The sequence below is a fragment of the Kiloniella sp. genome (assembly GCF_965205715.1).
Lineage (GTDB): Bacteria > Pseudomonadota > Alphaproteobacteria > Kiloniellales > Kiloniellaceae > Kiloniella.
The window spans coordinates 317,083-342,902 of record NZ_CBDBHW010000014.1 but is presented as its reverse complement, the minus strand read 5'-3'; the positions used below and the strand labels follow the sequence as shown (position 1 = coordinate 342,902).

At 45.0% G+C, this 25,820-nt stretch carries 26 protein-coding genes and 1 pseudogene; 15 read left to right on the top strand and 12 right to left on the bottom strand.

Annotated features, from left to right (window positions below; all coding sequences use genetic code 11):
- Window positions 1-99: 99 nt before the first annotated feature.
- The gene (locus ACOGW3_RS18625) at window positions 100-1,101 is read right to left on the bottom strand and encodes an Ldh family oxidoreductase (protein ID WP_419904336.1); all 1,002 of its coding nucleotides are present in this window, start codon (window positions 1,099-1,101) and stop codon (window positions 100-102) included.
- Between the two features lie 8 nt (window positions 1,102-1,109).
- A complete protein-coding gene (locus ACOGW3_RS18620; RefSeq protein ID WP_419904335.1) occupies window positions 1,110-1,268 on the bottom strand; it encodes a hypothetical protein in 159 nt (52 codons plus the stop codon).
- On the opposite strand from ACOGW3_RS18620, the gene ACOGW3_RS18615 reads away from it, so the two are divergent.
- Window positions 1,255-2,487, top strand: coding sequence for an ISL3 family transposase (locus ACOGW3_RS18615; protein WP_419901077.1), 1,233 nt, complete (start codon window positions 1,255-1,257; stop codon window positions 2,485-2,487). The genes ACOGW3_RS18620 and ACOGW3_RS18615 overlap by 14 nt on opposite strands.
- A gap of 2 nt (window positions 2,488-2,489) precedes the next feature.
- Here ACOGW3_RS18615 and ACOGW3_RS18610 read toward each other — a convergent pair whose 3' ends face one another.
- The 4 genes from ACOGW3_RS18610 to ACOGW3_RS18595 form a co-directional block, all read right to left on the bottom strand.
- A complete protein-coding gene (locus tag ACOGW3_RS18610; RefSeq protein ID WP_419904334.1) occupies window positions 2,490-2,864 on the bottom strand; it encodes a hypothetical protein in 375 nt (124 codons plus the stop codon).
- A gap of 71 nt (window positions 2,865-2,935) precedes the next feature.
- The gene (locus tag ACOGW3_RS18605; RefSeq protein WP_419904333.1) at window positions 2,936-5,362 is read right to left on the bottom strand and encodes a 4Fe-4S binding protein; all 2,427 of its coding nucleotides are present in this window, start codon (window positions 5,360-5,362) and stop codon (window positions 2,936-2,938) included.
- 147 nt (window positions 5,363-5,509) lie between these two features.
- Entirely contained in the window at window positions 5,510-6,388 is an 879-nt protein-coding gene (locus tag ACOGW3_RS18600) for an aldose 1-epimerase (RefSeq protein ID WP_419904332.1), read from the bottom strand.
- Between the two features lie 15 nt (window positions 6,389-6,403).
- Window positions 6,404-7,375 (bottom strand): GlxA family transcriptional regulator, encoded by a 972-nt coding sequence (locus ACOGW3_RS18595; RefSeq protein WP_419904331.1) that lies wholly within the window; start codon window positions 7,373-7,375, stop codon window positions 6,404-6,406.
- Between the two features lie 153 nt (window positions 7,376-7,528).
- On the opposite strand from ACOGW3_RS18595, the gene ACOGW3_RS18590 reads away from it, so the two are divergent.
- The 5 genes from ACOGW3_RS18590 to ACOGW3_RS18570 all read left to right on the top strand — a co-directional run bounded on the left by ACOGW3_RS18590 (window position 7,529) and on the right by ACOGW3_RS18570 (window position 14,182).
- Window positions 7,529-8,422: a 3-keto-5-aminohexanoate cleavage protein gene (locus tag ACOGW3_RS18590; protein WP_419904330.1), complete on the top strand. Its 894-nt coding sequence runs from the start codon at window positions 7,529-7,531 to the stop codon at window positions 8,420-8,422.
- Between the two features lie 33 nt (window positions 8,423-8,455).
- Window positions 8,456-9,952, top strand: a complete 1,497-nt coding sequence (locus ACOGW3_RS18585) for an L-carnitine dehydrogenase (protein WP_419904329.1) — start codon at window positions 8,456-8,458, stop codon at window positions 9,950-9,952.
- Between the two features lie 176 nt (window positions 9,953-10,128).
- Complete coding sequence (locus ACOGW3_RS18580; RefSeq protein ID WP_419904328.1) at window positions 10,129-11,289, top strand: acyl-CoA dehydrogenase family protein; 1,161 nt, start codon at window positions 10,129-10,131, stop codon at window positions 11,287-11,289.
- A gap of 6 nt (window positions 11,290-11,295) precedes the next feature.
- The gene (locus ACOGW3_RS18575) at window positions 11,296-13,359 is read left to right on the top strand and encodes an acetate--CoA ligase family protein (RefSeq protein WP_419904327.1); all 2,064 of its coding nucleotides are present in this window, start codon (window positions 11,296-11,298) and stop codon (window positions 13,357-13,359) included.
- A 40-nt stretch (window positions 13,360-13,399) separates the two neighbouring features.
- Complete coding sequence (locus ACOGW3_RS18570) at window positions 13,400-14,182, top strand: carnitinyl-CoA dehydratase (protein WP_419904326.1); 783 nt, start codon at window positions 13,400-13,402, stop codon at window positions 14,180-14,182.
- Window positions 14,183-14,264: 82 nt separating this feature from the next.
- On the opposite strand, the gene ACOGW3_RS18565 is transcribed toward ACOGW3_RS18570, so the two are convergent.
- Entirely contained in the window at window positions 14,265-14,951 is a 687-nt protein-coding gene (locus tag ACOGW3_RS18565; RefSeq protein ID WP_419905956.1) for a substrate-binding periplasmic protein, read from the bottom strand.
- Window positions 14,952-15,060: 109 nt separating this feature from the next.
- On the opposite strand from ACOGW3_RS18565, the gene ACOGW3_RS18560 reads away from it, so the two are divergent.
- From ACOGW3_RS18560 to tnpC, 3 genes are read left to right on the top strand one after another with little or no spacing between them, the layout of a single operon-like run.
- Window positions 15,061-15,399, top strand: a complete 339-nt coding sequence (locus ACOGW3_RS18560; RefSeq protein WP_419901112.1) for a hypothetical protein — start codon at window positions 15,061-15,063, stop codon at window positions 15,397-15,399.
- Window positions 15,399-15,761 carry an IS66 family insertion sequence element accessory protein TnpB gene (gene tnpB / locus ACOGW3_RS18555; protein ID WP_419901111.1) on the top strand — a complete coding sequence of 121 codons (363 nt, stop codon included), beginning with the start codon at window positions 15,399-15,401 and terminating at the stop codon, window positions 15,759-15,761. The genes ACOGW3_RS18560 and tnpB overlap by 1 nt, the downstream gene beginning before the upstream one ends.
- A gap of 55 nt (window positions 15,762-15,816) precedes the next feature.
- Entirely contained in the window at window positions 15,817-17,364 is a 1,548-nt protein-coding gene (tnpC, locus tag ACOGW3_RS18550; RefSeq protein WP_419901110.1) for an IS66 family transposase, read from the top strand.
- A 60-nt stretch (window positions 17,365-17,424) separates the two neighbouring features.
- Here the strand turns inward: tnpC and ACOGW3_RS18545 are convergent, their stop codons facing one another.
- Both ACOGW3_RS18545 and ACOGW3_RS18540 read right to left on the bottom strand, forming a co-directional pair.
- Window positions 17,425-18,657, bottom strand: a complete 1,233-nt coding sequence (locus ACOGW3_RS18545; protein WP_419901077.1) for an ISL3 family transposase — start codon at window positions 18,655-18,657, stop codon at window positions 17,425-17,427.
- Between the two features lie 461 nt (window positions 18,658-19,118).
- The gene (locus ACOGW3_RS18540) at window positions 19,119-20,351 is read right to left on the bottom strand and encodes an ISL3 family transposase (RefSeq protein ID WP_419901077.1); all 1,233 of its coding nucleotides are present in this window, start codon (window positions 20,349-20,351) and stop codon (window positions 19,119-19,121) included.
- Here ACOGW3_RS18540 and ACOGW3_RS18535 point away from each other — a divergent pair.
- The 3 genes from ACOGW3_RS18535 to ACOGW3_RS18525 all read left to right on the top strand — a co-directional run bounded on the left by ACOGW3_RS18535 (window position 20,338) and on the right by ACOGW3_RS18525 (window position 21,447).
- Window positions 20,338-20,463 (top strand): hypothetical protein, encoded by a 126-nt coding sequence (locus ACOGW3_RS18535; protein ID WP_419904325.1) that lies wholly within the window; start codon window positions 20,338-20,340, stop codon window positions 20,461-20,463. The genes ACOGW3_RS18540 and ACOGW3_RS18535 overlap by 14 nt on opposite strands.
- Window positions 20,414-20,839, top strand: coding sequence for a Crp/Fnr family transcriptional regulator (locus ACOGW3_RS18530; protein ID WP_419905955.1), 426 nt, complete (start codon window positions 20,414-20,416; stop codon window positions 20,837-20,839). The genes ACOGW3_RS18535 and ACOGW3_RS18530 overlap by 50 nt, the downstream gene beginning before the upstream one ends.
- 74 nt (window positions 20,840-20,913) lie before the next feature.
- Window positions 20,914-21,447 (top strand): hypothetical protein, encoded by a 534-nt coding sequence (locus ACOGW3_RS18525; RefSeq protein WP_419904324.1) that lies wholly within the window; start codon window positions 20,914-20,916, stop codon window positions 21,445-21,447.
- A gap of 18 nt (window positions 21,448-21,465) precedes the next feature.
- Here ACOGW3_RS18525 and ACOGW3_RS18520 read toward each other — a convergent pair whose 3' ends face one another.
- Window positions 21,466-22,248 carry a formylglycine-generating enzyme family protein gene (locus ACOGW3_RS18520; protein ID WP_419904323.1) on the bottom strand — a complete coding sequence of 261 codons (783 nt, stop codon included), beginning with the start codon at window positions 22,246-22,248 and terminating at the stop codon, window positions 21,466-21,468.
- A 66-nt stretch (window positions 22,249-22,314) separates the two neighbouring features.
- Entirely contained in the window at window positions 22,315-23,052 is a 738-nt protein-coding gene (gene nirK / locus ACOGW3_RS18515) for a copper-containing nitrite reductase (protein ID WP_419904322.1), read from the bottom strand.
- A gap of 50 nt (window positions 23,053-23,102) precedes the next feature.
- Between nirK and ACOGW3_RS18510 the strand changes: the two genes are divergently transcribed.
- Window positions 23,103-24,335 carry an ISL3 family transposase gene (locus ACOGW3_RS18510; RefSeq protein WP_419904321.1) on the top strand — a complete coding sequence of 411 codons (1,233 nt, stop codon included), beginning with the start codon at window positions 23,103-23,105 and terminating at the stop codon, window positions 24,333-24,335.
- A 6-nt stretch (window positions 24,336-24,341) separates the two neighbouring features.
- Here ACOGW3_RS18510 and ACOGW3_RS18505 read toward each other — a convergent pair whose 3' ends face one another.
- Window positions 24,342-24,476 (bottom strand): hypothetical protein, encoded by a 135-nt coding sequence (locus tag ACOGW3_RS18505; protein WP_419904320.1) that lies wholly within the window; start codon window positions 24,474-24,476, stop codon window positions 24,342-24,344.
- Here ACOGW3_RS18505 and ACOGW3_RS18500 point away from each other — a divergent pair.
- Complete coding sequence (locus ACOGW3_RS18500; RefSeq protein ID WP_419901077.1) at window positions 24,463-25,695, top strand: ISL3 family transposase; 1,233 nt, start codon at window positions 24,463-24,465, stop codon at window positions 25,693-25,695. The genes ACOGW3_RS18505 and ACOGW3_RS18500 overlap by 14 nt on opposite strands.
- A pseudogene (locus ACOGW3_RS18495) lies at window positions 25,671-25,799 on the top strand (hypothetical protein); the annotation flags it as partial. The gene ACOGW3_RS18500 and the pseudogene ACOGW3_RS18495, both read left to right, overlap by 25 nt.
- Window positions 25,800-25,820: the final 21 nt, after the last annotated feature.

The following is a 25,820-nucleotide window of genomic DNA, read 5'->3' as shown; positions in this document are numbered from 1 at the left end:
ATTATTCTATTTATTTTGTTTTTGTTGTGAGTTCACACAGATAAAATTGATGACTTTTGAGTATAAAGCTTTAATAAACGATATAAATTACACTTAATATTAAGCAGTAAGTTCCTGTAATTGTTTTATTAATGACGTCTCAACCAAGAGGCCGCTCTTTTTTGTATCAGATAATTGCTGTTGTCTTTTCTTACCTGGTATACGTGCCCCTTCTTGATCTTCTATTGAAGTGCAAAGGTGTTTAATGCTTTCTGCAAACCCTGGGTTAAATTTACCTGGATCAATCGCAATTATACTTTGCCCGGTTCGAGAAGGTCCTCCCTGATCTCCAAAAAAGGGACTGGCTTCTGAACTGAGTTGGGCACCGGAAAGGGCAGCGGCCAAGACCTCTACAATTAGGGCAATACCGAAACCCTTGTGACCCCCGCTTGGGGTCATACTTCCCGCCAATCCTTTCTCAGGATCAGTTGTTGGCTTCCCTTCTAAATCCAGAGCCCAACCTTCGGGAATGGTTTCCCCTCTATCACGGCGGATAATAAGCTCTGTCATGGCAACAGCACTGGTGCTTTGATCAATTACGATCATAGGAGCTTCTTCGCCAGGGATTGCCATAGCGATTGGATTTGTACCCAGTATTGGTGTTTTCCCGCCTGGTGGAGCCATGACTGCTGGGCAATTGGCAAAACCCAACCCAATTAGGCCTTCATGAGCCAGTGGTAATACAAAATGAGAAAGTGCCAGACAGTTGGTGGAATTTTTTACTGTCATCGCTGCAATGCCGAGATTTTTTGCAGCCTCAACTAAATAGGGTGAACCCAGTTCAATGGCCGGATGGGCTAAGCCATCAGCTGCATCTATAATTATGGAACCCGGTGCCGAGGTTTCAATTTTTGCCTGTGCCTGCCCATCTATTTTGCCAAACTTTAATTGTTCACAAAGCAGGGGGATATAGAGCACACCACAAATTTTATTACCTTCACTCTCTGCCCGAACCACTGCACGTGACACAGATTGCGCAGAACTATCTGATGCGCCTGAAGCAATCAAAGCGGATTGCGCTAACTTTTCCAGATCAGCAATAGAATAAGTTACGAGTGACATATCTTTTCCTAATTATATAGATACTTTAAAACGTATCTTTCTAATTTGTAAAAATGATGGCTCTTCTCCGCTTTGTTGAGTAGAAAAAGATGCCGACCGCCAAGTAACCTGTTGATATGTATGGTTTCTGATAACTTTACATAGAGCAGGTATATGACAATCAACATCTCGCAGCATATTTTAGGCCTCAAAGGGCAACGTGTAAATGAAATTAAACTGGATGACGGCGGTGTTAAGATTGTCATTCACTGCAGCCGAGACGCGCGTAGGAGGGCTATAGACCCTGCTACAGGCCAGAAGGGAAGCATCAACCAGCATGTCCGCCGACAAGTAAACGACATCCCCCTTTTTGGGTATCCTTGTGTGGTCGAGATTGAGCTGGCGCAGGTTTATATTAACAAGGGCGAACGCCGCATTGAGGGGTGTGATTTTGTTGATAAAGGGTGCCGTTTCACTCACCGATTTTGCCGACTGATCAGTGGATTATGTCGGCATATGTCTATTCAAGCGGTTTCCAGACATTTGGATATACGATGGGAAACGGTCAAGAATATCGACAGGGCATACCTTATTGAAACTCTCCCTACGCTTGATCCTGCAGAGCTAACTGGCTTGGAATATATTGGTGTAGATGAAGTTGCCCGGGCGAAAGGTCATGACTACATGACGGTGGTCTACGATATGGTTGGCGGTCATCTGATCTGGGTTGAAGCAGGCCGAACTGCCGAGGTTTTTTCAAGGTTTTTGAAACAACTGCAACCAGATACAGCCTGCAAAATAAAGGCCGTAGCGATGGATATGGGGCCTGCCTACCAAAAGGCTGTCAGAGAGTCCTTGCCGTTGGCCGACATAGTATTTGACCGTTTCCACGTCATGAAAAACTACAGCAAAGCTATCCATAATCAGCGTCGACTTGAGTTCAGAAAGGCCGATCCAAGTGGTAAAGAGTTGATGAAAGGGACGCATTATCTGTTGCTCAAAAATGCGGATAAGTTGAGTGAAAAACAAAGTGACAAGCTGCAAAGGTTGCTGGAGAGCAATAGCAACCTGAATGCACTTTACGTCTTGAAAGAACAGCTTCAGCTGCTGTGGAGTGCCGCTTCATTTGAGGCGATGGCGGAGCAACTGGAACGTTGGTGCCTGATAGCAGATCAGTCACAGATGCTCTATCTAAAAAAGTTCGCGAAATCCCTACGGAAACATTGTGTGGGCATCTGCAACTACGCCAAACACAAGCTCACAAGCGCCAGGATAGAGGCTGGTAATGTCAGTATAGGAATGATCCGTAAGCGAGCCAGAGGCATCAAGGATACCGAATACTTCAAACTCAAAATTAGACAATCATCCATTCCAGATAATCAATCTATGCTCTATTTGAAATCCTAAATCTACTCAACAAAGCGGAGAAGAGCCAACTTTTTGGTTTGTGGCAACAAGTTTTCAGTAAGAATTTTCTTACTTTCGTTTGTTTGGCCCCAACCTGTTGCAGAACATCTGTTAAATACTGGAACACGCATAAGTTCACGCATGGAGGGCAGACCAAGTATACGTAATTCGCCAGCCTGTCCAGAAGACCAAAAGCCATAGTATTCATCCAGTTGACCTGGTTCTACGGCCGCTGGGTTCCCGGCACCAGCTGCGTGTGCTGATGAAACACTTCCCAAACCAGCCATACTTGATGCGGCACCCACACTGGCAATTGTTGCCAATTTTGCAGATCCGCCAAGTAAGTCACGCCGGGACAATCCTTTATCTTTAGACATTTCTATGCTCCTCTTTAAGTACCGGGCCTGTCTCTTGTCTCACCATTAAACAGGAACGGTGTGCTATCACCTTAAGGTGACGGTTTGGCTGCTTTGGGTGTCTCTATACCCAAAGCAGTTCCATCTTTTTTGCTCTTGGCGTTTTTGCCTTTGGCAGTTGGGATGGGATTGTTAATATCATCGCCAATAAAATCGGGTACTTTAGCTGCGGGGCAGCCCGGATTGTTAATGGCTGAACTCTTATTTCGCAGATCGTTTAAACGCTCTTTTCTTTTGCGTTTTTGCACCATGGGTGGGCAGCGGTGATCGTCGTGATATACGACTTGGCAATGCAAGCAATACAGGCACTCATTGGGGTTAATTTCACCTGTAGGATGGATTGCCTGAACCATGCATTCCTTGGCGCAGGTGTTACAGGGATTCCCGCAATCATTTGGGTGACGTTTTAGCCATTCAAACATCCGTATACGACCGGGGATTGCCAAAGCAGCACCGAGCGGGCAGATGTATCTGCAATAAAAACGTTCGATGAAAAGGCCAAGGGATAACAAGGTAACTGCATAAAGCACCCAAGGCCATTCTCTTGCGAACTTGAGAATTATAGAGGTTTTAAAGGGTTCTATCTCTGCCCAGTGCTCAGCATCTTGAAGAGAGTAGAGGGATAACCCAAACAATCCGAGAAAGAGGATATATTTAACAGGCCATAGCCTTTCATGCAGACCCCATGGTAGTTCAACTTGTGGAACCTTAAACTTCTTGGCAATTTGGCTGAGTAATTCTTGTAATGCGCCAAATGGGCAAAGCCATCCGCAATAAGCACCACGTCCCCAGAAGATAAGTGCGCCAGCTACTGATAACCACAACAGGAATATCATTGGCTCCATCAGGAAATAATTCCAACTGAAGTCAGTCAGTAGAGCATTAAAAAATGTCAGGACGTTAACGACTGAAAGTTGGGCCTGGGCATAAAAGCCAACAAATACCAGCGTAAACCCTAGGAATAGATTTCTTGTCCAGATTAAGAGACGGGGCCTTAGTACCAACCATTCCTGGAAGAAGAAAATCACAGTGAGAACGGCAAGGGCGATCGAAAGTATAACTATTTCTACCTTCTTCAGATCCCACATCCGTTTCCAAAGGGCTACCCTGGCGGCATTATCGGCTTCATCTATCTCAGAGACACTTTGTGTTATCAGTTTTGTTACTGATGGTTTAGGAGCGATTTTCTCGATTTTGACGTAGGATTTTGGGAGGTCATAATTGACGTCAAATGCGAGAAATATTTTTTTGATCGCCCCAATTGGCCGATTGGCGAGCAGTTCTATTCTAAAGTTGTCAGCAGGATTAAAATCAATATCAGCCGGGATCCGAAACAGGCCGATTTCTTTGAAGTAAGGAGCCCCCTCTGCGCCAATATCTCCGATACGTTTGTGAAGGTTGTCTCTGAAACGAACACTGTTTTCACCCTGTATCAGGTGAAACCGATCGAATATCCCCCCCCGTACATACCCGGAACCCTTAAAAGAATATCGTCCATTGGCAAATACCATGATGGCTTCTTGCCCAGGCTCTAAGTCATTCAAAAGGTTTTGGTACTCAGCCTCGCCTAATAGACTATGTCCGATTGAAGGTACTGAAACAGGGGCCAAATAAAGATCGATGTAAATGTCTTCTGACTTGCCTTTTTCAGGGCGGGCCGCTGCCTTTTCATTACCTGATTGTAAAAAGGCATCATTGATTTCTTGAACAGTAATGACCCGGTGCCTGACAGCACCATTCCCAAGTAGGGTCTGCCAATCATCAACATTATTGTAAGTGGTATCAACAGAGCGAATTTCAGTCGGTTGGGCTGCAACTTCATTACTCAAGACAGCTAAACCGATATATCTGGCGAACTTAATGGCAGACCGGAGGATGGAATCCTCTATCACCATAATGGTGACAGTGGCTCCGCTTATCATATCAACTTCGCCAGCATCCCTGTCTTGTCCGCTATGCTCAATCGTGTTGATACCGGTATAACCCGACATGAAATTAGTGATTTCTTTTTCTGGAATACCAACTAAGACAATAGGCTCACTGTGTTTAACCAGTTTTGTGCCAGTAATTATGCCGTTGGGATCAATACCTACAATGACGTGAATAGGTTTTCCTGAATAGCCAGTCGCATTGACGAAGTCAGTATTGAGATAGGCATAACCAACAAGATCGCCCTCTTTATGTATTTCAGCGTAAGAGGGCGCGCCCTTTACAATCCGTAAATCCGTCGCACCGTTATAAAGCTCAGTTGCTGTTACTTTCGTAATGTACTTTTCAAAGGCACCATTTGCGGAATAGGCCTGGGTTGAGAGGAAAATGAAATAACTGAGAATTAAAACGGTTACAAAAGAGAGATTTAAGACAAATGAAGTTAGCCTACTTTGGCGTAATGCCAGAGTATTATTGGCTATATTACCAATATTGGTACTTTCTATCGCCCATGCCTTCTGGTTTGGCACGAAGCATCTCCCTTCGTTACAACATAATAAGTCCTAATAGGCCTTATCTTCTGCTAGTTAACGAGGTTTGCCTTTGATTTAGGTCAAAAGATGCACGTAATCTGTATGTTAATTTTTATATACTTCAAATAGTACGAAATCTGGGCACTATAAATGATGTTTTGGTAATAATTCCATCCACACTGTCCAGGTTTCTTCAGGCTCTAGAATACGAATACCTGTTTCTTGTTGTGGTCTTCCTTGAAAGGCAAAGTTGAATGCATCTGTGATATGTGACGTCGGCTCGATACAGAAGAACTCTTCATCACGTGGAGCGTAGACAACAAGGCGATTCAAATCTTCGCTTGAAGTAAGAGTAACGGAGGCACTTTTATCAGGCCAATTAATAAGGGCTGTTCCAGTCCAAGGATCGAATTGGTTATCACAATGAAGTTCATCCACCATGGCGCCAGAAGTTAAATTCCAATTTGGTGGGCAGGAGATCTTTTCTAACGGAAGGCAAGTATCGTCAGTTTTCCATACTTCGCCCACGTCAGCCGTAAGTATTGCGGTTCCGTGACGCGGAAAATAGGGATGCATACCCAACCCAGCCGGCATTGACGTTGTAGACAGATTTGTCAGTTGAATTTCATTATATAAATCTGCACCTGATAATTTTACGGTTTGTGTCGCCTTAAAAGGGAAGGGCCAGACTGTACCATCGTGTGTCAGTTCCAATGTGATACTGTCTTCTTCGTGATTTTTGACTGACCACTCCTCTTGCCACCCAACACCGTGAATAGAGTGAGGATGATCACCAAAATTCAGAGGGAGTTGATACTTTTTCCCCTCAAAAACAAAGCAGCCATTTTTAATGCGATTAGAATAGGGAATAAGGGGGAAAGACGCCTTATTTCTTTGTCCAAAGGACTTCAAAACATCAAAAAATCCATCGTTCGTTTTGAGTCGATAAGACGTTATGCAGCCACCTTTTGTTATTACACCAACTGTAGCTTGCTCGTTATCAATAGTGAGAGATTGGTTCACTTTTAATATTCACCTTCAAATAATTCTGCGACTGGTCCTTGGCGATTGCCCAAAACGGCCTCTGTAACTTCTTGCAAACGAAGTCGCCGAGTTAAAGCCACACCTTATGGCAATATCCAGAATGGAAAAATCAGTTTGTTTAAGTAACCTTTGTGCCACATCCAGGCGAAGGTTTCTGTAATAGGTTGCAGGTGATGTCTTTAGATATTTTTTAAAAAGTCTTTCCAGTTCCCGAACCGTAGACCCGATCTCCTGGGCAAGTTCGGGGATAAGATATGGGGTTTCCACATTCTCTTCCATCGTCTCTATCGCAGTGGTAAGTATTTTATTTTTTCTAATCTGTGGATTGTCCGATGCCAAGCGCTGCGGGTTATTTCCCTCCCGAAACCGTTGGTAAATAAAGACATCAGCAACATCAGTAGATAATTTCAACCCATGCTGAACTCTTATGAGTTGCAACATCATATCCAAACTGGTGGTGCCCCCACCACAGGTAAACCGATTACGATCGACAACGTAGAGATCGAGTTCTGTTTGAATATTGGGATAAGTTTCAGTGAAACCTTCGAAATTCTCCCAATGAACTGTTGCTTTATATCCATCAAGAAGGCCAACTTTTGCCAAGACCTCACTACCTGCATCCATGCCCCCAAACTCTGTCCCTTTAGATCGCAATTTCCTTAGGATGGAAGCGAGTTTTTCGGTGTAACTTTTATCAACATCATAGCTGGCGCAAACGATCAGAGTAGGAATGGTTTCATCATCCCCAAGTTCGGCATCAACGTTGAGTTCCATCTCATTACTGGCTTTAACCGTTTTGCCGGTAATTGAATAGAGCTTCCATTCATATAACTTTTCTCCAACTTTCATATTTGCTGCGCGTAACGGCTCAAGAGCTGAAGAAAAGCAAAGCATTGAAAAGCCTGGAATCAACAGGAATGCTATTTTTTGAGGTTTTTTGTCTGCTGCTGTTCCAAAAAGATACATTTTTAAGTCTCAATTACTACAGATCACTTAGGGGAAAATGTTTCATAACTTGCGCAAAATGTAAAATAAATATCATGAATCGACCTACACTTATTCGAAAGAAACGATGCACTCCAATTAGGTGCGACACCATTTATCGAATGAGTATGAGCCATGAACAACGAAGTTATTATTACCTGCCCAGTCACAGGCGCTGGTGTAAAGAAAGACAAACACACCAACGTTCCTGTAACACCTGAAGAAATTTCGGATGCTGCTATTGAAGCGGCATTAGCTGGTGCAGCAATTGCTCATTTGCACGTTCGTAATCCTGAAACCGGACAAGCCAGCAATGATATTAATCTATATCAAGAAACTGTTGGGTTGCTACGCCAGAAAATGGATCAAAAAGGTGTAGATGTTGTCATCAACATTACTGCGGGTATGGGTGGTGAATTTGTACCGGACGCGACCAATCCTAATAACGGTGGTCCAGGCACAGACATGCTCAACCCTGTTGATCGCCTTAAACACATCGACCTTATCCGTCCAGAGATCTGTACACTAGATTGTGGATCCCTGAATTTTAGTGATTACGCCTATGTTTCTACACCGGATATGCTGCGTGAAATGACTGCAATAATCCAGAAGATGGGTGTAAAGCCAGAAATTGAAGCCTTTGAGCTCGGTCATATCTGGATGGCAAAGCAGCTAATGGCTGAAGGCCTGATCGATGCACCACCATTGTTCCAGCTTTGCCTTGGCATTCCTTTCGCCGCTGAAGCAAACGGAGAAACAATGCTTGCCATGCGTAACATGCTTCCAGAAGGAGCAAACTGGGGCTCATTTGGTGTCGGTCCAGCACAAATGGCCATGGCTGCTCAATCCGTTATCTTTGGCGGACATGTACGTGTGGGCCTTGAAGATAACCTTTATATGGAACGCGGTGTTCTTGCGACCAACGGTATGCTGGTTACGCGCGCAAAAGAAATCGTGGAGCGTATGGGTGCTCGTACGCTTACTGCTGAAGAAGCACGTAAAAAATTCAACGCCAATAAGCAAGTTTAAGTTCTGCGGTAGCTTATAATAAGGTTCAAGAAAATGACGTATGAAATTAAAACGATCGCCATCGTTGGCGCCGGTGTGATTGGTGCAGGTTGGGCGGCGCGCTGTCTCCACCGTGGTATCAATGTTATCGTTACCGATCTATCTGCTGATGCAGAACGCGGGATGCGTGAAGTAGTTGCTAATGCAGAGGTTTCCTTAAATAATCTCAGCCTCGCGCCAAGAAGGGAAAAAGGCACGCTTACCTTTACGACAAACTTGGCTGAAGCTGTTTCCCAGGCCGATTTTGTTCAAGAAAACGCCCCGGAACGCGAAGATTTAAAGCGTAATTTGCTTGCAGAAATCAGTAAGCACGTCGGTCCTGAAGTGATTATTGCTTCTAGCTCCTCAGGTCTACTGCCATCAAGAATTCAAGTTGATTGTATCAATCCAGAGCGTGTTATCATTGGGCACCCTTTTAACCCTGTTTACCTTTTGCCGTTGGTTGAGGTATTGGGTGGTGAGCTAACTGACAACAAATTTGTTGAACAGGCCATGGAGTTCTATACTTCCATCGGCATGCACGCCCTAAAAGTTCGTAAGGAAATCGAAGGCTATATCTCTGACCGCCTTCAAGAAGCACTGTGGCGTGAGTCCCTTCACATGGTTGCCGATGGCGTAGCAACGACTGACGAAATTGATCAGGCCGTTATCTATGGCCCCGGCCTACGTTGGGCCTTTATGGGGACTTGCTTGACCTTCCACCTTGCTGGAGGAGAGCAGGGCATGCGTCATATGCTGGAACAATTCGGTCCGGCACTTGAGCTCCCGTGGACAAAACTGAAAGCACCAGAGCTTACTGATCAACTAATTGACCGCATGGTCGAAGGAACTCAGGAACAAGCCGAGGGTTATTCAATTCGGGATCTTGAAAAGTTACGTGATAATTGTCTGGTTTCCATCATGCAATCTCTGCGGAGCTATGACTACGCATCCGGTAGCACGTTGAAAAAAGATGAAGAGCGTCAATACGCGGATACATCTGGCTCTACGTCCTGGTCTGCGAGCGATGATCTCTCACAACCGCTAGAGCTTCATACAGACAAAGTTCATCCAGAGTGGGTGGATTATAACGGCCACATGACTGAGTCCCGTTACCTTCAGGTCTTTGGCGATGCTTCTGATGCGCTGTACCAATACGTTGGTGTTGACGCTGAGTATCATGCCAATGGTAATTCTTACTATACGGTTGAGACCCATATAAATAATATCTTGGAAATTGGTGCTCACGAGCCTTTGAAGGTGACAACACAACTTCTTGGTTTGGATAACAAACGGTTGCACTTTATCCACAACATGTACAACGCAAAAGATGACAGCCTGCTAGCAACTGCAGAGCAGATGGTTCTCCACGTTGATACAAATGCTGCTAAAGCGTGTTCAGCAAAGCCAGAAGTTTTGGAAATCCTGCAAAAGATTATGGATGCCCACACTTCTTTGCCGAAGCCAGAGCGTCGCAGCCGTGAAATGGCTGTCCCGGCACCCAAGGGTTAGTCGAACATATGAGACCAGAGACACCTATTAAAAGTATAAGGTAAATCTCTGGTCTCAATTATTGGTTTTTAGACTAAGTCAAAATCCTGCGTTTATCTAAGTGCTGGATAAGGTCGTCTATTATTTTATTCAAACTTATGTTCACCAGTAGAGTTCTGGTTTTATAGGAGCATGTTATGGACTTTGGTCTTTCTCAAGAACAGCAAATGGTTGTTGATACCGTACGTGATTTTGTAGAAAAAGAACTCTACCCTCACGAAAACAAAGTCGAAGAACTTGGTTATGTTCCCGCTGAGATAACCAAAGAAATTCGGGACAAGGTCCTTGGTCTCGGTTTTTATGCCGCTAACATTCCCGAAGAGTTTGGCGGCGGCGGTCTCGATCATGTGACAATGTCACTGATGGAACGTGAACTGGGTCGTGCTTCTCAAGCCTTGAGCGTCATCTTTGGCCGTCCATCCAATATTCTTTGTGGTTGCACCGGGGATCAGGTTGAAAAATACCTGTTACCAGCCATTCGTGGTGAAAAGACCGACTGCATCGCCCTAACCGAGCCAGATGCCGGTTCAGACGTAAGATCGATGAAAGCCTCAGCACGTAAAGATGGTGATGATTGGATCCTCAATGGAACCAAACACTTCATTACCCATGCGGACGAGTCAGATTTTGCCATTGTTTTTATCGCAACTGGCGAAGAAGAAACGCCCCGTGGAACCAAGAAAAAAATAACGTGCTTCCTTGTTGATCGCGATACGCCAGGTTTTGAAATAACGGACGGATACAACTGCGTATCTCACCGAGGCTACAACAACTCTATCCTTAACTTTGATAATTGCCGTGTTCCTTCGTCTCAAATCCTGGGGGAAGAGGGTACAGGCTTTGATGAAGCGAACACTTGGCTCGGCGCTACGCGTTTGACCGTGGCTGCCATGTCGGTTGGTCGTGCACAGAGATGTTTCGATATGGGCGTTGAATGGGCCGCGGAAAGAAAACAGTTTGGACAGTCTATCGGCAAGTTCCAGGGTGTATCTTTCAAACTCGCTGATATGGCGACAGAAATCCAAGCTGCAGAATACCTGACCCTGGGTGCTGCCTGGAAACTCGACCAAGGTATTCCAGCTGATCAAGACATCGCAATGGCTAAACTCTTTGCAACTGAAATGTTGGGAAAAGTAACAGACGAGACCTTACAGATTTACGGCGGTATGGGACTTATGACGGAATTGCCAATAGAACGCTTCTGGCGTGATGCCCGAGTTGAGCGTATCTGGGATGGAACAAGCGAAATCCAACGCCACATTATATCTCGGGGTCTGCTCCGGCCGCTCGGGAGTTAAATCAATATGGCACCAATTTCTAATATTAAGCGCCTGTTAAGCCCGAAATCCATCGCCGTTATCGGTGGAAGAGAAGCGGCAGAAGTCATCCGACAGTGCCGGAAAACGGGTTATGAAGGTGATATTTGGCCCGTAAATCCCAAGCGGGACACCGTTGAGGGTTTGGCTTGCTACGCCTCCATACAGGATTTACCATCCGTCCCTGATGCTTCTTTTGTCGCAATCCCAAGAGGCCCAGCCGTCGACGTTATTGGCGAATTGGCACAAATGGGAGCAGGGGGCGCTGTCTGTTATGCCTCCGGATTTTCTGAAACGAAAGATGGTGCGCCGTTTCATGAAGCATTGATATCAAATACTGGTGATCTCGCCGTTGCTGGCCCCAACTGTTATGGCGTGTTGAATTACCTTGACGGTGCCGCACTTTGGCCGGACCAGCACGGTGGAGAAAAAGTCGACAGTGGTGTTGCCATCATCACTCAAAGCGGAAATATTGGTATTAGTTTGAGCATGCAAGAAAGGTCTTTGCCCCTTGCTTACATGATCTCGGTTGGTAATCAGACCATACTCTCTATCCCCGACTACATAGAAGCCCTATGTGAAGATGACCGTATCACTGCCATTGGCCTCCACATGGAGGGAGTTGATGACATACCTGCTTTTTGTCGAGCAGTAGAGAAAGCCCGGAACAAAGGAGTTCCTGTTGTTGCTTTAAAAGCGGGTGGTTCGGAAATAGGGGCTCAGTTGGCGATGAGCCACACCTCTACTTTGGCGGGGTCTGATACTCTTTACAGCGCTTTATTTAATCGCATCGGAGTGGCCAGAGTTCATTCATTATCTGAGCTTATTGAGACATTAAAATTCTTGCACGTAGCAGGACCTCTCTCAGGCAACAACATCTCTTCCCTTAGTTGTTCTGGTGGTGATGCTGCGCTGGTCGCAGATATGGGGAGCAAGCTCGACTTGCAGTTTGGAGCGATACCCGAGCAACAGACCCTCGAATTACAAGAACAAATGGGAGAAAAGGTTACTGTCTCAAACCCGTTTGATTATCACACCTACATCTGGGGAAACCTGGCAGAGAAGACGGCTTGTTTTACCCGGTTAATGCAGGGTGGATACGACGCAACCCTTTTGGTTCTAGATTATCCCAAAGAACAGTTGGGTGACGCCCCAGACTGGGATTTCGCCGTTCAAGCAATGATTTCAGCTCAACAGACTTCACGGCGACAGGCGGTTGTCATTTCAACCTTGCCCGAAAACTTGCCAGCACATGCGCGTAAGAATTTGATTGAACATAATGTAGTGCCTCTTCAGGGCCTTGATAATGGTTTGAAAGCGATCAACTCTGCAGCATGGATTGGAAGGCGCTGGAACGAGATCAAAGAGAGTGGTGTCATTACGGTTTTGAATGAGCGACACGATCTCGTTGGTGATGTTGAAATATTGGATGAGGTCGAAGCTAAGGCTCTCTTGAGCCAATACGGACTGCGCGTTCCGCAAAACAAAACTGTTCCTATAGAGCAAGCCGCTAAAGTAGCTGAGGAAATTGGCTATCCAGTTGTTGTTAAGGCTGTAAGCGCAGAGCTAGCGCACAAAACCGAAGTTGGTGGTGTATCCCTTAATTTACAAAATAAAGATATGGTAGAGAGTGCCGCACAAAGTATGCGCCCTCTAACGGATACGGTTCTCGTCGAAGAAATGATTACTGACGTGGTATCCGAAATCATTATCGGTGTTAGCCGTGATCCTCAATTTGGTTTGTCCGTTGTGGTCGGAAGTGGCGGTGTGTTTGTCGAACTGCTTAAAGATTCCGCTCCCTTACTCCTTCCATCTTCTAAAAAAGACATTCAGTCAGCCTTAAAGAGCTTAAAGCTATACCCAATGATGGACGGCTATAGGGGCTTGGCTAAAGGGGATATTCCTGCGCTTACAGATACCATTGAGAAGCTTATTCATTTTGTTGAAGAAAATGATACCCGGCTTATGGAATTAGATATAAATCCGGTTATGGTATTACCTGAAGGCCGGGGCGTTATAATCGCAGATGCTATGATTAGAATGGTCAAGTAAGGCAGCATTTATCCAGAAAGAAATAATCCAGGAACAAATAATGAGTGATGTAATTAAAGTCGAACAACGTGGCGCTATTCTGGAAGTAACTCTCGATCGCCCCAAGGCTAATGCAATTGATGCCAAAACCAGTTTTGCTTTGGGAGAGGTGTTTTGTCAATTCAGGGATAATCCGGACCTACGTGTTGCCATTTTAACCGGTGCTGGAGAGCGGTTTTTCTCGGCCGGCTGGGATCTCGTAGCCAGTAGTGAAGGGGAAGCTCCTGACACTGATTACGGGCCAGGCGGGTTTGCTGGAATTACGGAACTTCATGATTGTTACAAGCCTATAATCGCCGCCGTTAACGGTATGGCAGTGGGCGGCGGGTTTGAGCTCGCTTTATCTGCGGACCTCATTGTTGCAGCGGATCATGCTCAGTTCTTCCTTCCAGAAGTTAAGGTTGGTTTGATTGCTGATGCAGCTTCTTTCCGTTTACCAAAACTCCTGCCAAAGGCATTGGCTATGGAAATGCTCTTAACTGGCCGTCGGATGTCAGCGGAAGAGGCGTTGAAATGGGGTCTCGTCAATAAAGTTGTTCCTGCTGAAAATCTTTTAGATGCAGCCCGCGAACTTGCGGATCAAATTTTAGAAGCTGCGCCTTTATCTGTAAAAGCCGTTAAAGAAGTTATTCAAATAACTCAAACCCTCGATATCGAAGACTGTTACCGAGATATGCGCAGTGGTGCCTGGGAAAACTACGAACGCCTTCTTGTCAGCGATGATGCGAAGGAAGGATCATTGGCTTTTGTTGAAAAGCGTTCTCCCGTATGGACAGGGAAATAAGATCATAGAGCTTTAACCTACGAACAAAGACTGTGTTCAGGATGATTTAATGCGCTAACGCGGCATCAAAATATAAACTTAGTTATGGAAGCACAGTAAGGCGGTCCATCTGATGTTTATGTAAAATGTTTTGATACGTACCGTCGGCCATTATTTTAGCAAGTCCGGCATTAAATGTTTTGATCATTTCTATGTGATCTGAACGACTTCTGGATGCCATAAAATATAGCTTGTTTGTAACAATGGGTTTCGCGACAAAATCTACCAGCTCTAACCCTTCTGGTAGGTTTTTCTTCATCGTTTCCATGATGTTAATTTCATCATCGCCAAAAAGGTCAACGCGTCCGGAAACCAGCAGTTTAAGTGCTGTTGTTACCGATGGAACTTGATGTTTTTTTAAATAATCTGCTTTTTCGAACTCCTCAGATACGACTGCCTGGTTCACTTGGGCAATGGTATAGGGGCTTAAATCTTCATAAGTATTCCAAGTAATATCCTTATCGCGTCTTTTCAAAAACGAAAGCCGATTTATTAAAAATGGATTGCTAAATAAGAAGTCCTTGTTTCTTTCTTCACTATACCATGCTGTAGCGATGCCGTTTACTTTGCCTTTTCGTGCAAGGAATAGAGCCCTTGCCCAAGGATAGAAGAGCCATTTCACGTCATGTCCTTCACGTAGAAAGGCTGTATTTACGATTTCATAAACCACCCCACCAACTTCTGGCTTTTCAACAAGGTAGGGAGACCACTCGTCACCTGAGAGGGTTATCGTATCGGCTCGCGTTCTTTCTGATAAAAAGTGAGCGTGACGTTAACCGCATCTGTTTGAGCTAATGAATAATGGTTATGCTTCATTTTTCTTTTGAATGGAGCGTTTAATGTCAGCAATTGAGAACGATTTATCGCGAACAGAATTCCATTGGCTTGAGCATGCGCGTTCGTGTGAGTTAAACGGGGTGGGCATGAAAGCTTATGCCGAGGCACACGATCTTGACCTGAAGGATTTTTATCATCAAAAGGGGGAGCTTGTTAAGCGGGGTCTTTTTGTTGTTTCTAGTCGAGATGAAAATTTACACAAGATTGTAAATGGTTCAGCTGATGGCCCAGGCTTATTGTATTGTCAGGTTTGCCTTCGTAACGGGCTAGAAGTCAAATGGCCTGTTTCGGGGAGAACATCGGATTTAACATCTATTGTAGATGCACTTGAAGGTCTGTGATGCGGCGGCCTTCAGATGCTTTGCCCGTCATTTATCTTTGCGCAAATCCCGTTGATTTTCGTCGCGGCATAAATGGTTTGTCGATGCTTGTTGACGACATCCTCAGCCTTGATCCATTCTCTGGCTACCTCTTTGTTTTTTCTAATCGTCTAAGCAACAAGGTCAAGTTACTTTACTGGGAGAAAAACGGATTTTGTTTGTGGCAAAAGAGCCTTGAAAAAGATCGGTTTCATTGGCCACGACACTTGAGCAAAGGAGCCCGTATAGAGCTCAGTGGTCGCCAATTGAACTGGTTGCTGGATGGTGTTGACCTCCGTCATGTGAAAGAGCATAAGCCTGTAAATTATTCGGAGATATATTAAATATTTACAGCACTTTATACTGTTTTGAAGAGTATAAATTTGGTATACTTCGGCTATGTCAAAAGCGCCCATTTCTTTCCCTGAAAGCCTTGAAGAATCACGTATTTTAATAGGTGGTCTTCATGCGCGTATTGATATTCTTGAAGAGCAAAACAGATTATTGCGTCATCAGCAGTTTGCCGCTTCCAGTGAGAAGACATCCCCGCAAGAGCAAGGTCTCTTGTTTGATGAAGCAGAGGAAGCGGCTGAGGACGACACAGGGGCAGAAGACGATGATAAAGAGATCAAAGTTCCAGCTCATACCCGTAAAAGGGGTGGACGCCGCTCTTTGTCAAAAGACTTGCCCCGTGTGCGGATTGAACACGATATCCCCGAAGAAGAAAAGATTTGCGCTTGCGGATGTGGTCTTATGGCCAGAATTGGGGAAGAAGTCACCGAACAATTGGATATAATTCCGGCTAAAATGCAGGTTCTTCAGCATGTGCGTTTCAAATACGCCTGTAAATCATGCGAAGAAGGCGTAACAATCGCGCCCTTGCCACCACAGCCCATCCCCAAAAGCATCGCTTCTGCTGGACTTCTTGCTTATGTGGTAACGGGAAAGTATGTGGATGGCCTGCCTCTCTATCGTATGGTACCTGTTCTGAACCGCTCCGGTGTGGAGTTTAACCGTACATTACTCTCGCGGTGGGTGATCAAATGTGGTGATCTTGTTCAGCCCCTGATTAATCTGTTTACCGACCATCTCCTAAACTACGATATCATTGCCATGGATGAGACTGGCGTTCAGGTCTTGAAAGAACCTGGGAAAAAACCTCAAAGCAAATCCTACATGTGGGGGCAAAAAGGAGGCCCTCCGGACCAGCCAGTGATCCTGTTCCACTACGATCCCTCCAGGGCGGAGGATGTGGCAAGGCGATTGTTGGAAGGTTACACTGGGTATCTTGTTAGTGATGGATATCAGGTCTATCTGAATGTGACATCCGACAGCACAATCATCGGCGTCGGATGCATGGCTCACGCCCGGCGTAAGTTCAATGATGTCATCAAGGCACGGAAGAAGTCCAAAAGGCGAAAACCCGGCCTTGCCGATCATGCCATGGAGGCCATCAGAGCTTTGTACCGCATTGAAAAGCTCGCAAAAAACATGAGCGATAACGAACGTCGGCTATTACGCAAGGAAAAGGCCAAACCAATCCTTAAAGACTTGAGAGAGTGGATTACCAAGGTCAAATCGTCGGTGCCGCCGACATCGTTACTTGGCAAGGCTTTGCACTACATTGATAAGCAGTGGCCTCGGCTCATTCGCTACCTTGATGATGGCCGCTTGCCAATTGATAACAATGAAATGGAGCGCGTAATTAAGCCGTTTGTAATAGGAAGGAAAAATTGGCTGTTCTCAAAATCCCAAAATGGTGCCAAGGCCAGTGCAAATCTTTACTCTATCGTCGAGACCGCCAAGGCTAACGGGATCGAGCCATATTCATATCTTCGACACATTTTTACCCAATTACCTAAAGCAAAAACCGTCGAAGACTTTGAAGCTCTGCTGCCCTGGAACGTCAACAGAAACAACGTAACACCTTACATCATGCAAAAATAGGTGCGGTTAACGTCACGCTCACGATAAAAATAGGGCTCTTCTCCGCTTTGTTGAGTAGATTTAGGATTTCAAATAGAGCATAGATTGATTATCTGGAATGGATGATTGTCTAATTTTGAGTTTGAAGTATTCGGTATCCTTGATGCCTCTGGCTCGCTTACGGATCATTCCTATACTGACATTACCAGCCTCTATCCTGGCGCTTGTGAGCTTGTGTTTGGCGTAGTTGCAGATGCCCACACAATGTTTCCGTAGGGATTTCGCGAACTTTTTTAGATAGAGCATCTGTGACTGATCTGCTATCAGGCACCAACGTTCCAGTTGCTCCGCCATCGCCTCAAATGAAGCGGCACTCCACAGCAGCTGAAGCTGTTCTTTCAAGACGTAAAGTGCATTCAGGTTGCTATTGCTCTCCAGCAACCTTTGCAGCTTGTCACTTTGTTTTTCACTCAACTTATCCGCATTTTTGAGCAACAGATAATGCGTCCCTTTCATCAACTCTTTACCACTTGGATCGGCCTTTCTGAACTCAAGTCGACGCTGATTATGGATAGCTTTGCTGTAGTTTTTCATGACGTGGAAACGGTCAAATACTATGTCGGCCAACGGCAAGGACTCTCTGACAGCCTTTTGGTAGGCAGGCCCCATATCCATCGCTACGGCCTTTATTTTGCAGGCTGTATCTGGTTGCAGTTGTTTCAAAAACCTTGAAAAAACCTCGGCAGTTCGGCCTGCTTCAACCCAGATCAGATGACCGCCAACCATATCGTAGACCACCGTCATGTAGTCATGACCTTTCGCCCGGGCAACTTCATCTACACCAATATATTCCAAGCCAGTTAGCTCTGCAGGATCAAGCGTAGGGAGAGTTTCAATAAGGTATGCCCTGTCGATATTCTTGACCGTTTCCCATCGTATATCCAAATGTCTGGAAACCGCTTGAATAGACATATGCCGACATAATCCACTGATCAGTCGGCAAAATCGGTGAGTGAAACGGCACCCTTTATCAACAAAATCACACCCCTCAATGCGGCGTTCGCCCTTGTTAATATAAACCTGCGCCAGCTCAATCTCGACCACACAAGGATACCCAAAAAGGGGGATGTCGTTTACTTGTCGGCGGACATGCTGGTTGATGCTTCCCTTCTGGCCTGTAGCAGGGTCTATAGCCCTCCTACGCGCGTCTCGGCTGCAGTGAATGACAATCTTAACACCGCCGTCATCCAGTTTAATTTCATTTACACGTTGCCCTTTGAGGCCTAAAATATGCTGCGAGATGTTGATTGTCATATACCTGCTCTATGTAAAGTTATCAGAAACCATACATATCAACAGGTTACTTGGCGGTCGGCATCTTTTTCTACTCAACAAAGCGGAGAAGAGCCAAAAATAGAGCTACAATGACGAGTAAAACTTTACAAAACATATTTGTTTTTACTTGTAGCATTTTTTAACTCAAATTCTGTTTGGGGTCATGACCTTATAGACAACAACAAACTTCGACCCTTTGTTGTTGTCTATAAGGAAATACGTTTAATTTCCCCTTAAACAAGGTGGCTGATGTATTTTAGTTGTGGAAAACGGACACGATACAAAATATACCAGCTCTATCTACAAATGAAACCACCCCTTAATGTAATTAGATTAAATATTGTTTGAAATTGATTGTTTTTTCCAACTATATTTTGCACTAACAATTCACCCTTACGTGAATTCATTTTTTCGGCACTTCTCCGCTTTGTTGAGTAGATTTAGGATTTCAAATAGAGCATAGATTGATTATCTGGAATGGATGATTGTCTAATTTTGAGTTTGAAGTATTCGGTATCCTTGATGCCTCTGGCTCGCTTACGGATCATTCCTATACTGACATTACCAGCCTCTATCCTGGCGCTTGTGAGCTTGTGTTTGGCGTAGTTGCAGATGCCCACACAATGTTTCCGTAGGGATTTCGCGAACTTTTTTAGATAGAGCATCTGTGACTGATCTGCTATCAGGCACCAACGTTCCAGTTGCTCCGCCATCGCCTCAAATGAAGCGGCACTCCACAGCAGCTGAAGCTGTTCTTTCAAGACGTAAAGTGCATTCAGGTTGCTATTGCTCTCCAGCAACCTTTGCAGCTTGTCACTTTGTTTTTCACTCAACTTATCCGCATTTTTGAGCAACAGATAATGCGTCCCTTTCATCAACTCTTTACCACTTGGATCGGCCTTTCTGAACTCAAGTCGACGCTGATTATGGATAGCTTTGCTGTAGTTTTTCATGACGTGGAAACGGTCAAATACTATGTCGGCCAACGGCAAGGACTCTCTGACAGCCTTTTGGTAGGCAGGCCCCATATCCATCGCTACGGCCTTTATTTTGCAGGCTGTATCTGGTTGCAGTTGTTTCAAAAACCTTGAAAAAACCTCGGCAGTTCGGCCTGCTTCAACCCAGATCAGATGACCGCCAACCATATCGTAGACCACCGTCATGTAGTCATGACCTTTCGCCCGGGCAACTTCATCTACACCAATATATTCCAAGCCAGTTAGCTCTGCAGGATCAAGCGTAGGGAGAGTTTCAATAAGGTATGCCCTGTCGATATTCTTGACCGTTTCCCATCGTATATCCAAATGTCTGGAAACCGCTTGAATAGACATATGCCGACATAATCCACTGATCAGTCGGCAAAATCGGTGAGTGAAACGGCACCCTTTATCAACAAAATCACACCCCTCAATGCGGCGTTCGCCCTTGTTAATATAAACCTGCGCCAGCTCAATCTCGACCACACAAGGATACCCAAAAAGGGGGATGTCGTTTACTTGTCGGCGGACATGCTGGTTGATGCTTCCCTTCTGGCCTGTAGCAGGGTCTATAGCCCTCCTACGCGCGTCTCGGCTGCAGTGAATGACAATCTTAACACCGCCGTCATCCAGTTTAATTTCATTTACACGTTGCCCTTTGAGGCCTAAAATATGCTGCGAGATGTTGATTGTCATATACCTGCTCTATGTAAAGTTATCAGAAACCATACATATCAACAGGTTACTTGGCGGTCGGCATCTTTTTCTACTCAACAAAGCGGAGAAGAGCCTCAAAATCTATATTTGAGAAAAAAATTTCAAGTGATCCTGAAGCTTCTTTACACCTTTTAAGCGCACTTATTCAAAGGCAACAGTTTCTCGTTAGTGAAATAAAAATTTTAAAAAGCCTGTCACCCTGCCAACGGGTTGCATCAAAATTACTCGCCTTATTTGAGAGCCAGGAATGGAAGGGACACGGAAACCTGCCCCGATGTAAACAAACAATAGCTAGTAACATTGGTATTGATCCTGCCAGTTTTTCCCGCGTTCTTCGGCGTCTCGATGATGCGGGGATTATTTGCGAGGGACAGGAAGTTATCATTGAGGATCCCGGTAAATTAAGGCGTTACTGTGCAGGTTTTGGTTATGTCTTTGATCAAGACAAGTTGTTGATGTCTGCCTAGGTAGTTCGTTTGCGACGTAAAATGCTGGTCTTAAAAATATTATAGATGTTGAATTTTTAAATATGGAACGGCAAATGCCATCACACAAAATTTCATCTGAAAAAAAACGTGGCTGTTGTGAGTTGAGTGTCGAAACTCTCCTTTCTAGAGGAGAAGTCCCGGTTGATGCTGTAATTGACGCCTTATTTAGTGAAAATTCTTATTCAGAAGTAAAATTGACATCAAATTTTGACCCCATTCCTCTACGCCTTAACTTAAAGAAACTTGGGTGTAAGATCATTCGGGAAAAATCAAAGGAAGGATGGATAATTTTCATTATTCGCGATGATAAATCGAAACCATTACCCGAGCAGGTGATTAGCCCGAATAAGCCAAAGTTCAATTTCGATGGCGAAATGCTAAATATGGATGTGATGGGGTATGAATTCCCGGATAACTTTCTTGAAGTTCTTCGATTTATCGATCGTTCATTAGAAGAGGAAAGGTTTCGGGTGAAAATGAAAAGCTTTCCAAAAAGATTACAGGAGCTTCTTAAGGAGCGAGACTGGTCCTACTTTGTTGAAAGTAACCAAAACGACCATGTCATTCTCCTGTTAGAGAAAAATTAAGTTCGTTGTCGAACTTAATTAAGTGATCTCATCGGTAACAATCCGAAATCCAAGATTATTGGGGGGGGATCCAACTGAACATCCGCCAATTTTTGCATCCCGGATGAGTTCTGACTGGTAAGACCGATGTTCACCCTGCATTATACGTACGCCTCCGCAGGCTGTAATTCTTTCTTCAGAAGTTTCTAAGGTACTGTAATCAGAGTTCCAGCAAGTTTGTGTCCACTCCCAAACATTACCCTTTAGATCTACCAAACCGTGTTTATTAATACCATAGCCACCAATTGGTTTGGTTTTGCTCGTGCTTGGGCGTTCTAAAAAGGTTACATATTCAGCTGCCCAGGCCAATCTTGGGTCATCGAATAGTTTTTTGGGCGGGCTTATGACATCACTGGAAAAGTAGTTCCACTCAGATTCCAGGGGGAGCCTAAAATCCTGCCCCGTTTTTGCTGATATCCAGGTTAAAAATTGTTCAACATCAAAGTAACTAACTTTTGTTACCGGGTGATGTATTGTCTCGTTTGACCGCATTTTTGGGTTGTGATCACAGCCGCCATCTTCGTAACAACTTTGCCATTGGCCTATCGTAACTTCTGAATAGGCGACATAAATGGTCTTGGTTTCATTGCTTTGTTGAGAATTGGTTGGCTCTAACTCAATACTGACAAGTTTGGGATGAAACTGAGGGCTTTCAGATAAGACAGCATTTATACGCGCTGTTTTTTCAGCATTTTGGGATACAACGACTGCACCCGCTCCCAGTACTATTCCAGTTAAAGCTATAAATGATAAATTTATCATTTTGACATCCTGTCTACGTCACAAAATTAGAGCCAAACCATTCAACGAGTTCTTTAAGGAGATGTTTTAGGAAACATCACCTTTTTTAATCTGCTTCATCAAATCATCATTCCATTCACCGTCGACAATAACGTGTGCTACGGCACCTAGTTCTGTGGCTTCGATAAGATTGTGGTTTACATAGGCATAAACACCAGGTTGCTTGAAGGTATAGAGGAATGCGCCAGCTGAACCACCACGGACAAGAGAAGTCTCGTGTCCTCGACCTGGAATGTCATCAAATGATCCAAACTCCCAAGAGTAATTCCAGTGTCCACCAATCAAGTGTGGGCGACAGTCTCTATTGGCCTGAGAGTGCACAAACAGAACTGTTTCTCCGACTTTGGATTTAAGGGCACCTTCACCAGTTAATGCACCAACTTTACCGTTAAAGACTTCGTGTGTTGGTATAAGTTTACGAGCAACTTCCATCACATCGTCAAAATCTTCGCCGGCATCTTCATATTTAATGTAGTTGCCTTCTTTGTCCTTTGGCACATAGAAGTCTTGCTCGCCGATGTAATACATTTTGTCGTATGAAAGAGCGTTACCTCTGCCATCGGTGATACCATCGCGAGGCAGGACAACCACTGCACCATTCATCCCCTTGATGACGTGGTAAGGGATCATGGAACCGCCTGGTGCACAGTGATAAACAAATGTCCCAGGTTTGGTCGCTTTCCAACGCAGAACTGTGGTTTCGCCAGGGAGAACGTGTGTGGCTCTTCTCCGCTTTGTTGAGTAGAAAAAGATGCCGACCGCCAAGTAACCTGTTGATATGTATGGTTTCTGATAACTTTACATAGAGCAGGTATATGACAATCAACATCTCGCAGCATATTTTAGGCCTCAAAGGGCAACGTGTAAATGAAATTAAACTGGATGACGGCGGTGTTAAGATTGTCATTCACTGCAGCCGAGACGCGCGTAGGAGGGCTATAGACCCTGCTACAGGCCAGAAGGGAAGCATCAACCAGCATGTCCGCCGACAAGTAAACGACATCCCCCTTTTTGGGTATCCTTGTGTGGTCGAGATTGAGCTGGCGCAGGTTTATATTAACAAGGGCGAACGCCGCATTGAGGGGTGTGATTTTGTTGATAAAGGGTGCCGTTTCACTCACCGATTTTGCCGACTGATCAGTGGATTATGTCGGCATATGTCTATTCAAGCGGTTTCCAGACATTTGGATATACGATGGGAAACGGTCAAGAATATCGACAGGGCATACCTTATTGAAACTCTCCCTACGCTTGATCCTGCAGAGCTAACTGGCTTGGAATATATTGGTGTAGATGAAGTTGCCCGGGCGAAAGGTCATGACTACATGACGGTGGTCTACGATATGGTTGGCGGTCATCTGATCTGGGTTGAAGCAGGCCGAACTGCCGAGGTTTTTTCAAGGTTTTTGAAACAACTGCAACCAGATACAGCCTGCAAAATAAAGGCCGTAGCGATGGATATGGGGCCTGCCTACCAAAAGGCTGTCAGAGAGTCCTTGCCGTTGGCCGACATAGTATTTGACCGTTTCCACGTCATGAAAAACTACAGCAAAACTATCCATAATCAGCGTCGACTTGAGTTCAGAAAGGCCGATCCAAGTGGTAAAGAGTTGATGAAAGGGACACATTATCTGTTGCTCAAAAATGCGGATAAGTTGAGTGAAAAACAAAGTGACAAGCTGCAAAGGTTGCTGGAGAGCAATAGCAACCTGAATGCACTTTACGTCTTGAAAGAACAGCTTCAGCTGCTGTGGAGTGCCGCTTCATTTGAGGCGATGGCGGAGCAACTGGAACGTTGGTGCCTGATAGCAGATCAGTCACAGATGCTCTATCTAAAAAAGTTCGCGAAATCCCTACGGAAACATTGTGTGGGCATCTGCAACTACGCCAAACACAAGCTCACAAGCGCCAGGATAGAGGCTGGTAATGTCAGTATAGGAATGATCCGTAAGCGAGCCAGAGGCATCAAGGATACCGAATACTTCAAACTCAAAATTAGACAATCATCCATTCCAGATAATCAATCTATGCTCTATTTGAAATCCTAAATCTACTCAACAAAGCGGAGAAGTGCCCTTGTGGCTCTTCTCCGCTTTGTTGAGTAGAAAAAGATGCCGACCGCCAAGTAACCTGTTGATATGTATGGTTTCTGATAACTTTACATAGAGCAGGTATATGACAATCAACATCTCGCAGCATATTTTAGGCCTCAAAGGGCAACGTGTAAATGAAATTAAACTGGATGACGGCGGTGTTAAGATTGTCATTCACTGCAGCCGAGACGCGCGTAGGAGGGCTATAGACCCTGCTACAGGCCAGAAGGGAAGCATCAACCAGCATGTCCGCCGACAAGTAAACGACATCCCCCTTTTTGGGTATCCTTGTGTGGTCGAGATTGAGCTGGCGCAGGTTTATATTAACAAGGGCGAACGCCGCATTGAGGGGTGTGATTTTGTTGATAAAGGGTGCCGTTTCACTCACCGATTTTGCCGACTGATCAGTGGATTATGTCGGCATATGTCTATTCAAGCGGTTTCCAGACATTTGGATATACGATGGGAAACGGTCAAGAATATCGACAGGGCATACCTTATTGAAACTCTCCCTACGCTTGATCCTGCAGAGCTAACTGGCTTGGAATATATTGGTGTAGATGAAGTTGCCCGGGCGAAAGGTCATGACTACATGACGGTGGTCTACGATATGGTTGGCGGTCATCTGATCTGGGTTGAAGCAGGCCGAACTGCCGAGGTTTTTTCAAGGTTTTTGAAACAACTGCAACCAGATACAGCCTGCAAAATAAAGGCCGTAGCGATGGATATGGGGCCTGCCTACCAAAAGGCTGTCAGAGAGTCCTTGCCGTTGGCCGACATAGTATTTGACCGTTTCCACGTCATGAAAAACTACAGCAAAGCTATCCATAATCAGCGTCGACTTGAGTTCAGAAAGGCCGATCCAAGTGGTAAAGAGTTGATGAAAGGGACACATTATCTGTTGCTCAAAAATGCGGATAAGTTGAGTGAAAAACAAAGTGACAAGCTGCAAAGGTTGCTGGAGAGCAATAGCAACCTGAATGCACTTTACGTCTTGAAAGAACAGCTTCAGCTGCTGTGGAGTGCCGCTTCATTTGAGGCGATGGCGGAGCAACTGGAACGTTGGTGCCTGATAGCAGATCAGTCACAGATGCTCTATCTAAAAAAGTTCGCGAAATCCCTACGGAAACATTGTGTGGGCATCTGCAACTACGCCAAACACAAGCTCACAAGCGCCAGGATAGAGGCTGGTAATGTCAGTATAGGAATGATCCGTAAGCGAGCCAGAGGCATCAAGGATACCGAATACTTCAAACTCAAAATTAGACAATCATCCATTCCAGATAATCAATCTATGCTCTATTTGAAATCCTAAATCTACTCAACAAAGCGGAGAAGTGCCATGATTTTCTATATGGTGATGCTGGTGATGACACCTTAGTAGGTGGTCTGGATGATGATATCCTCGAAGGTGGTGCTGGCGTAGATACCTATGTTTGG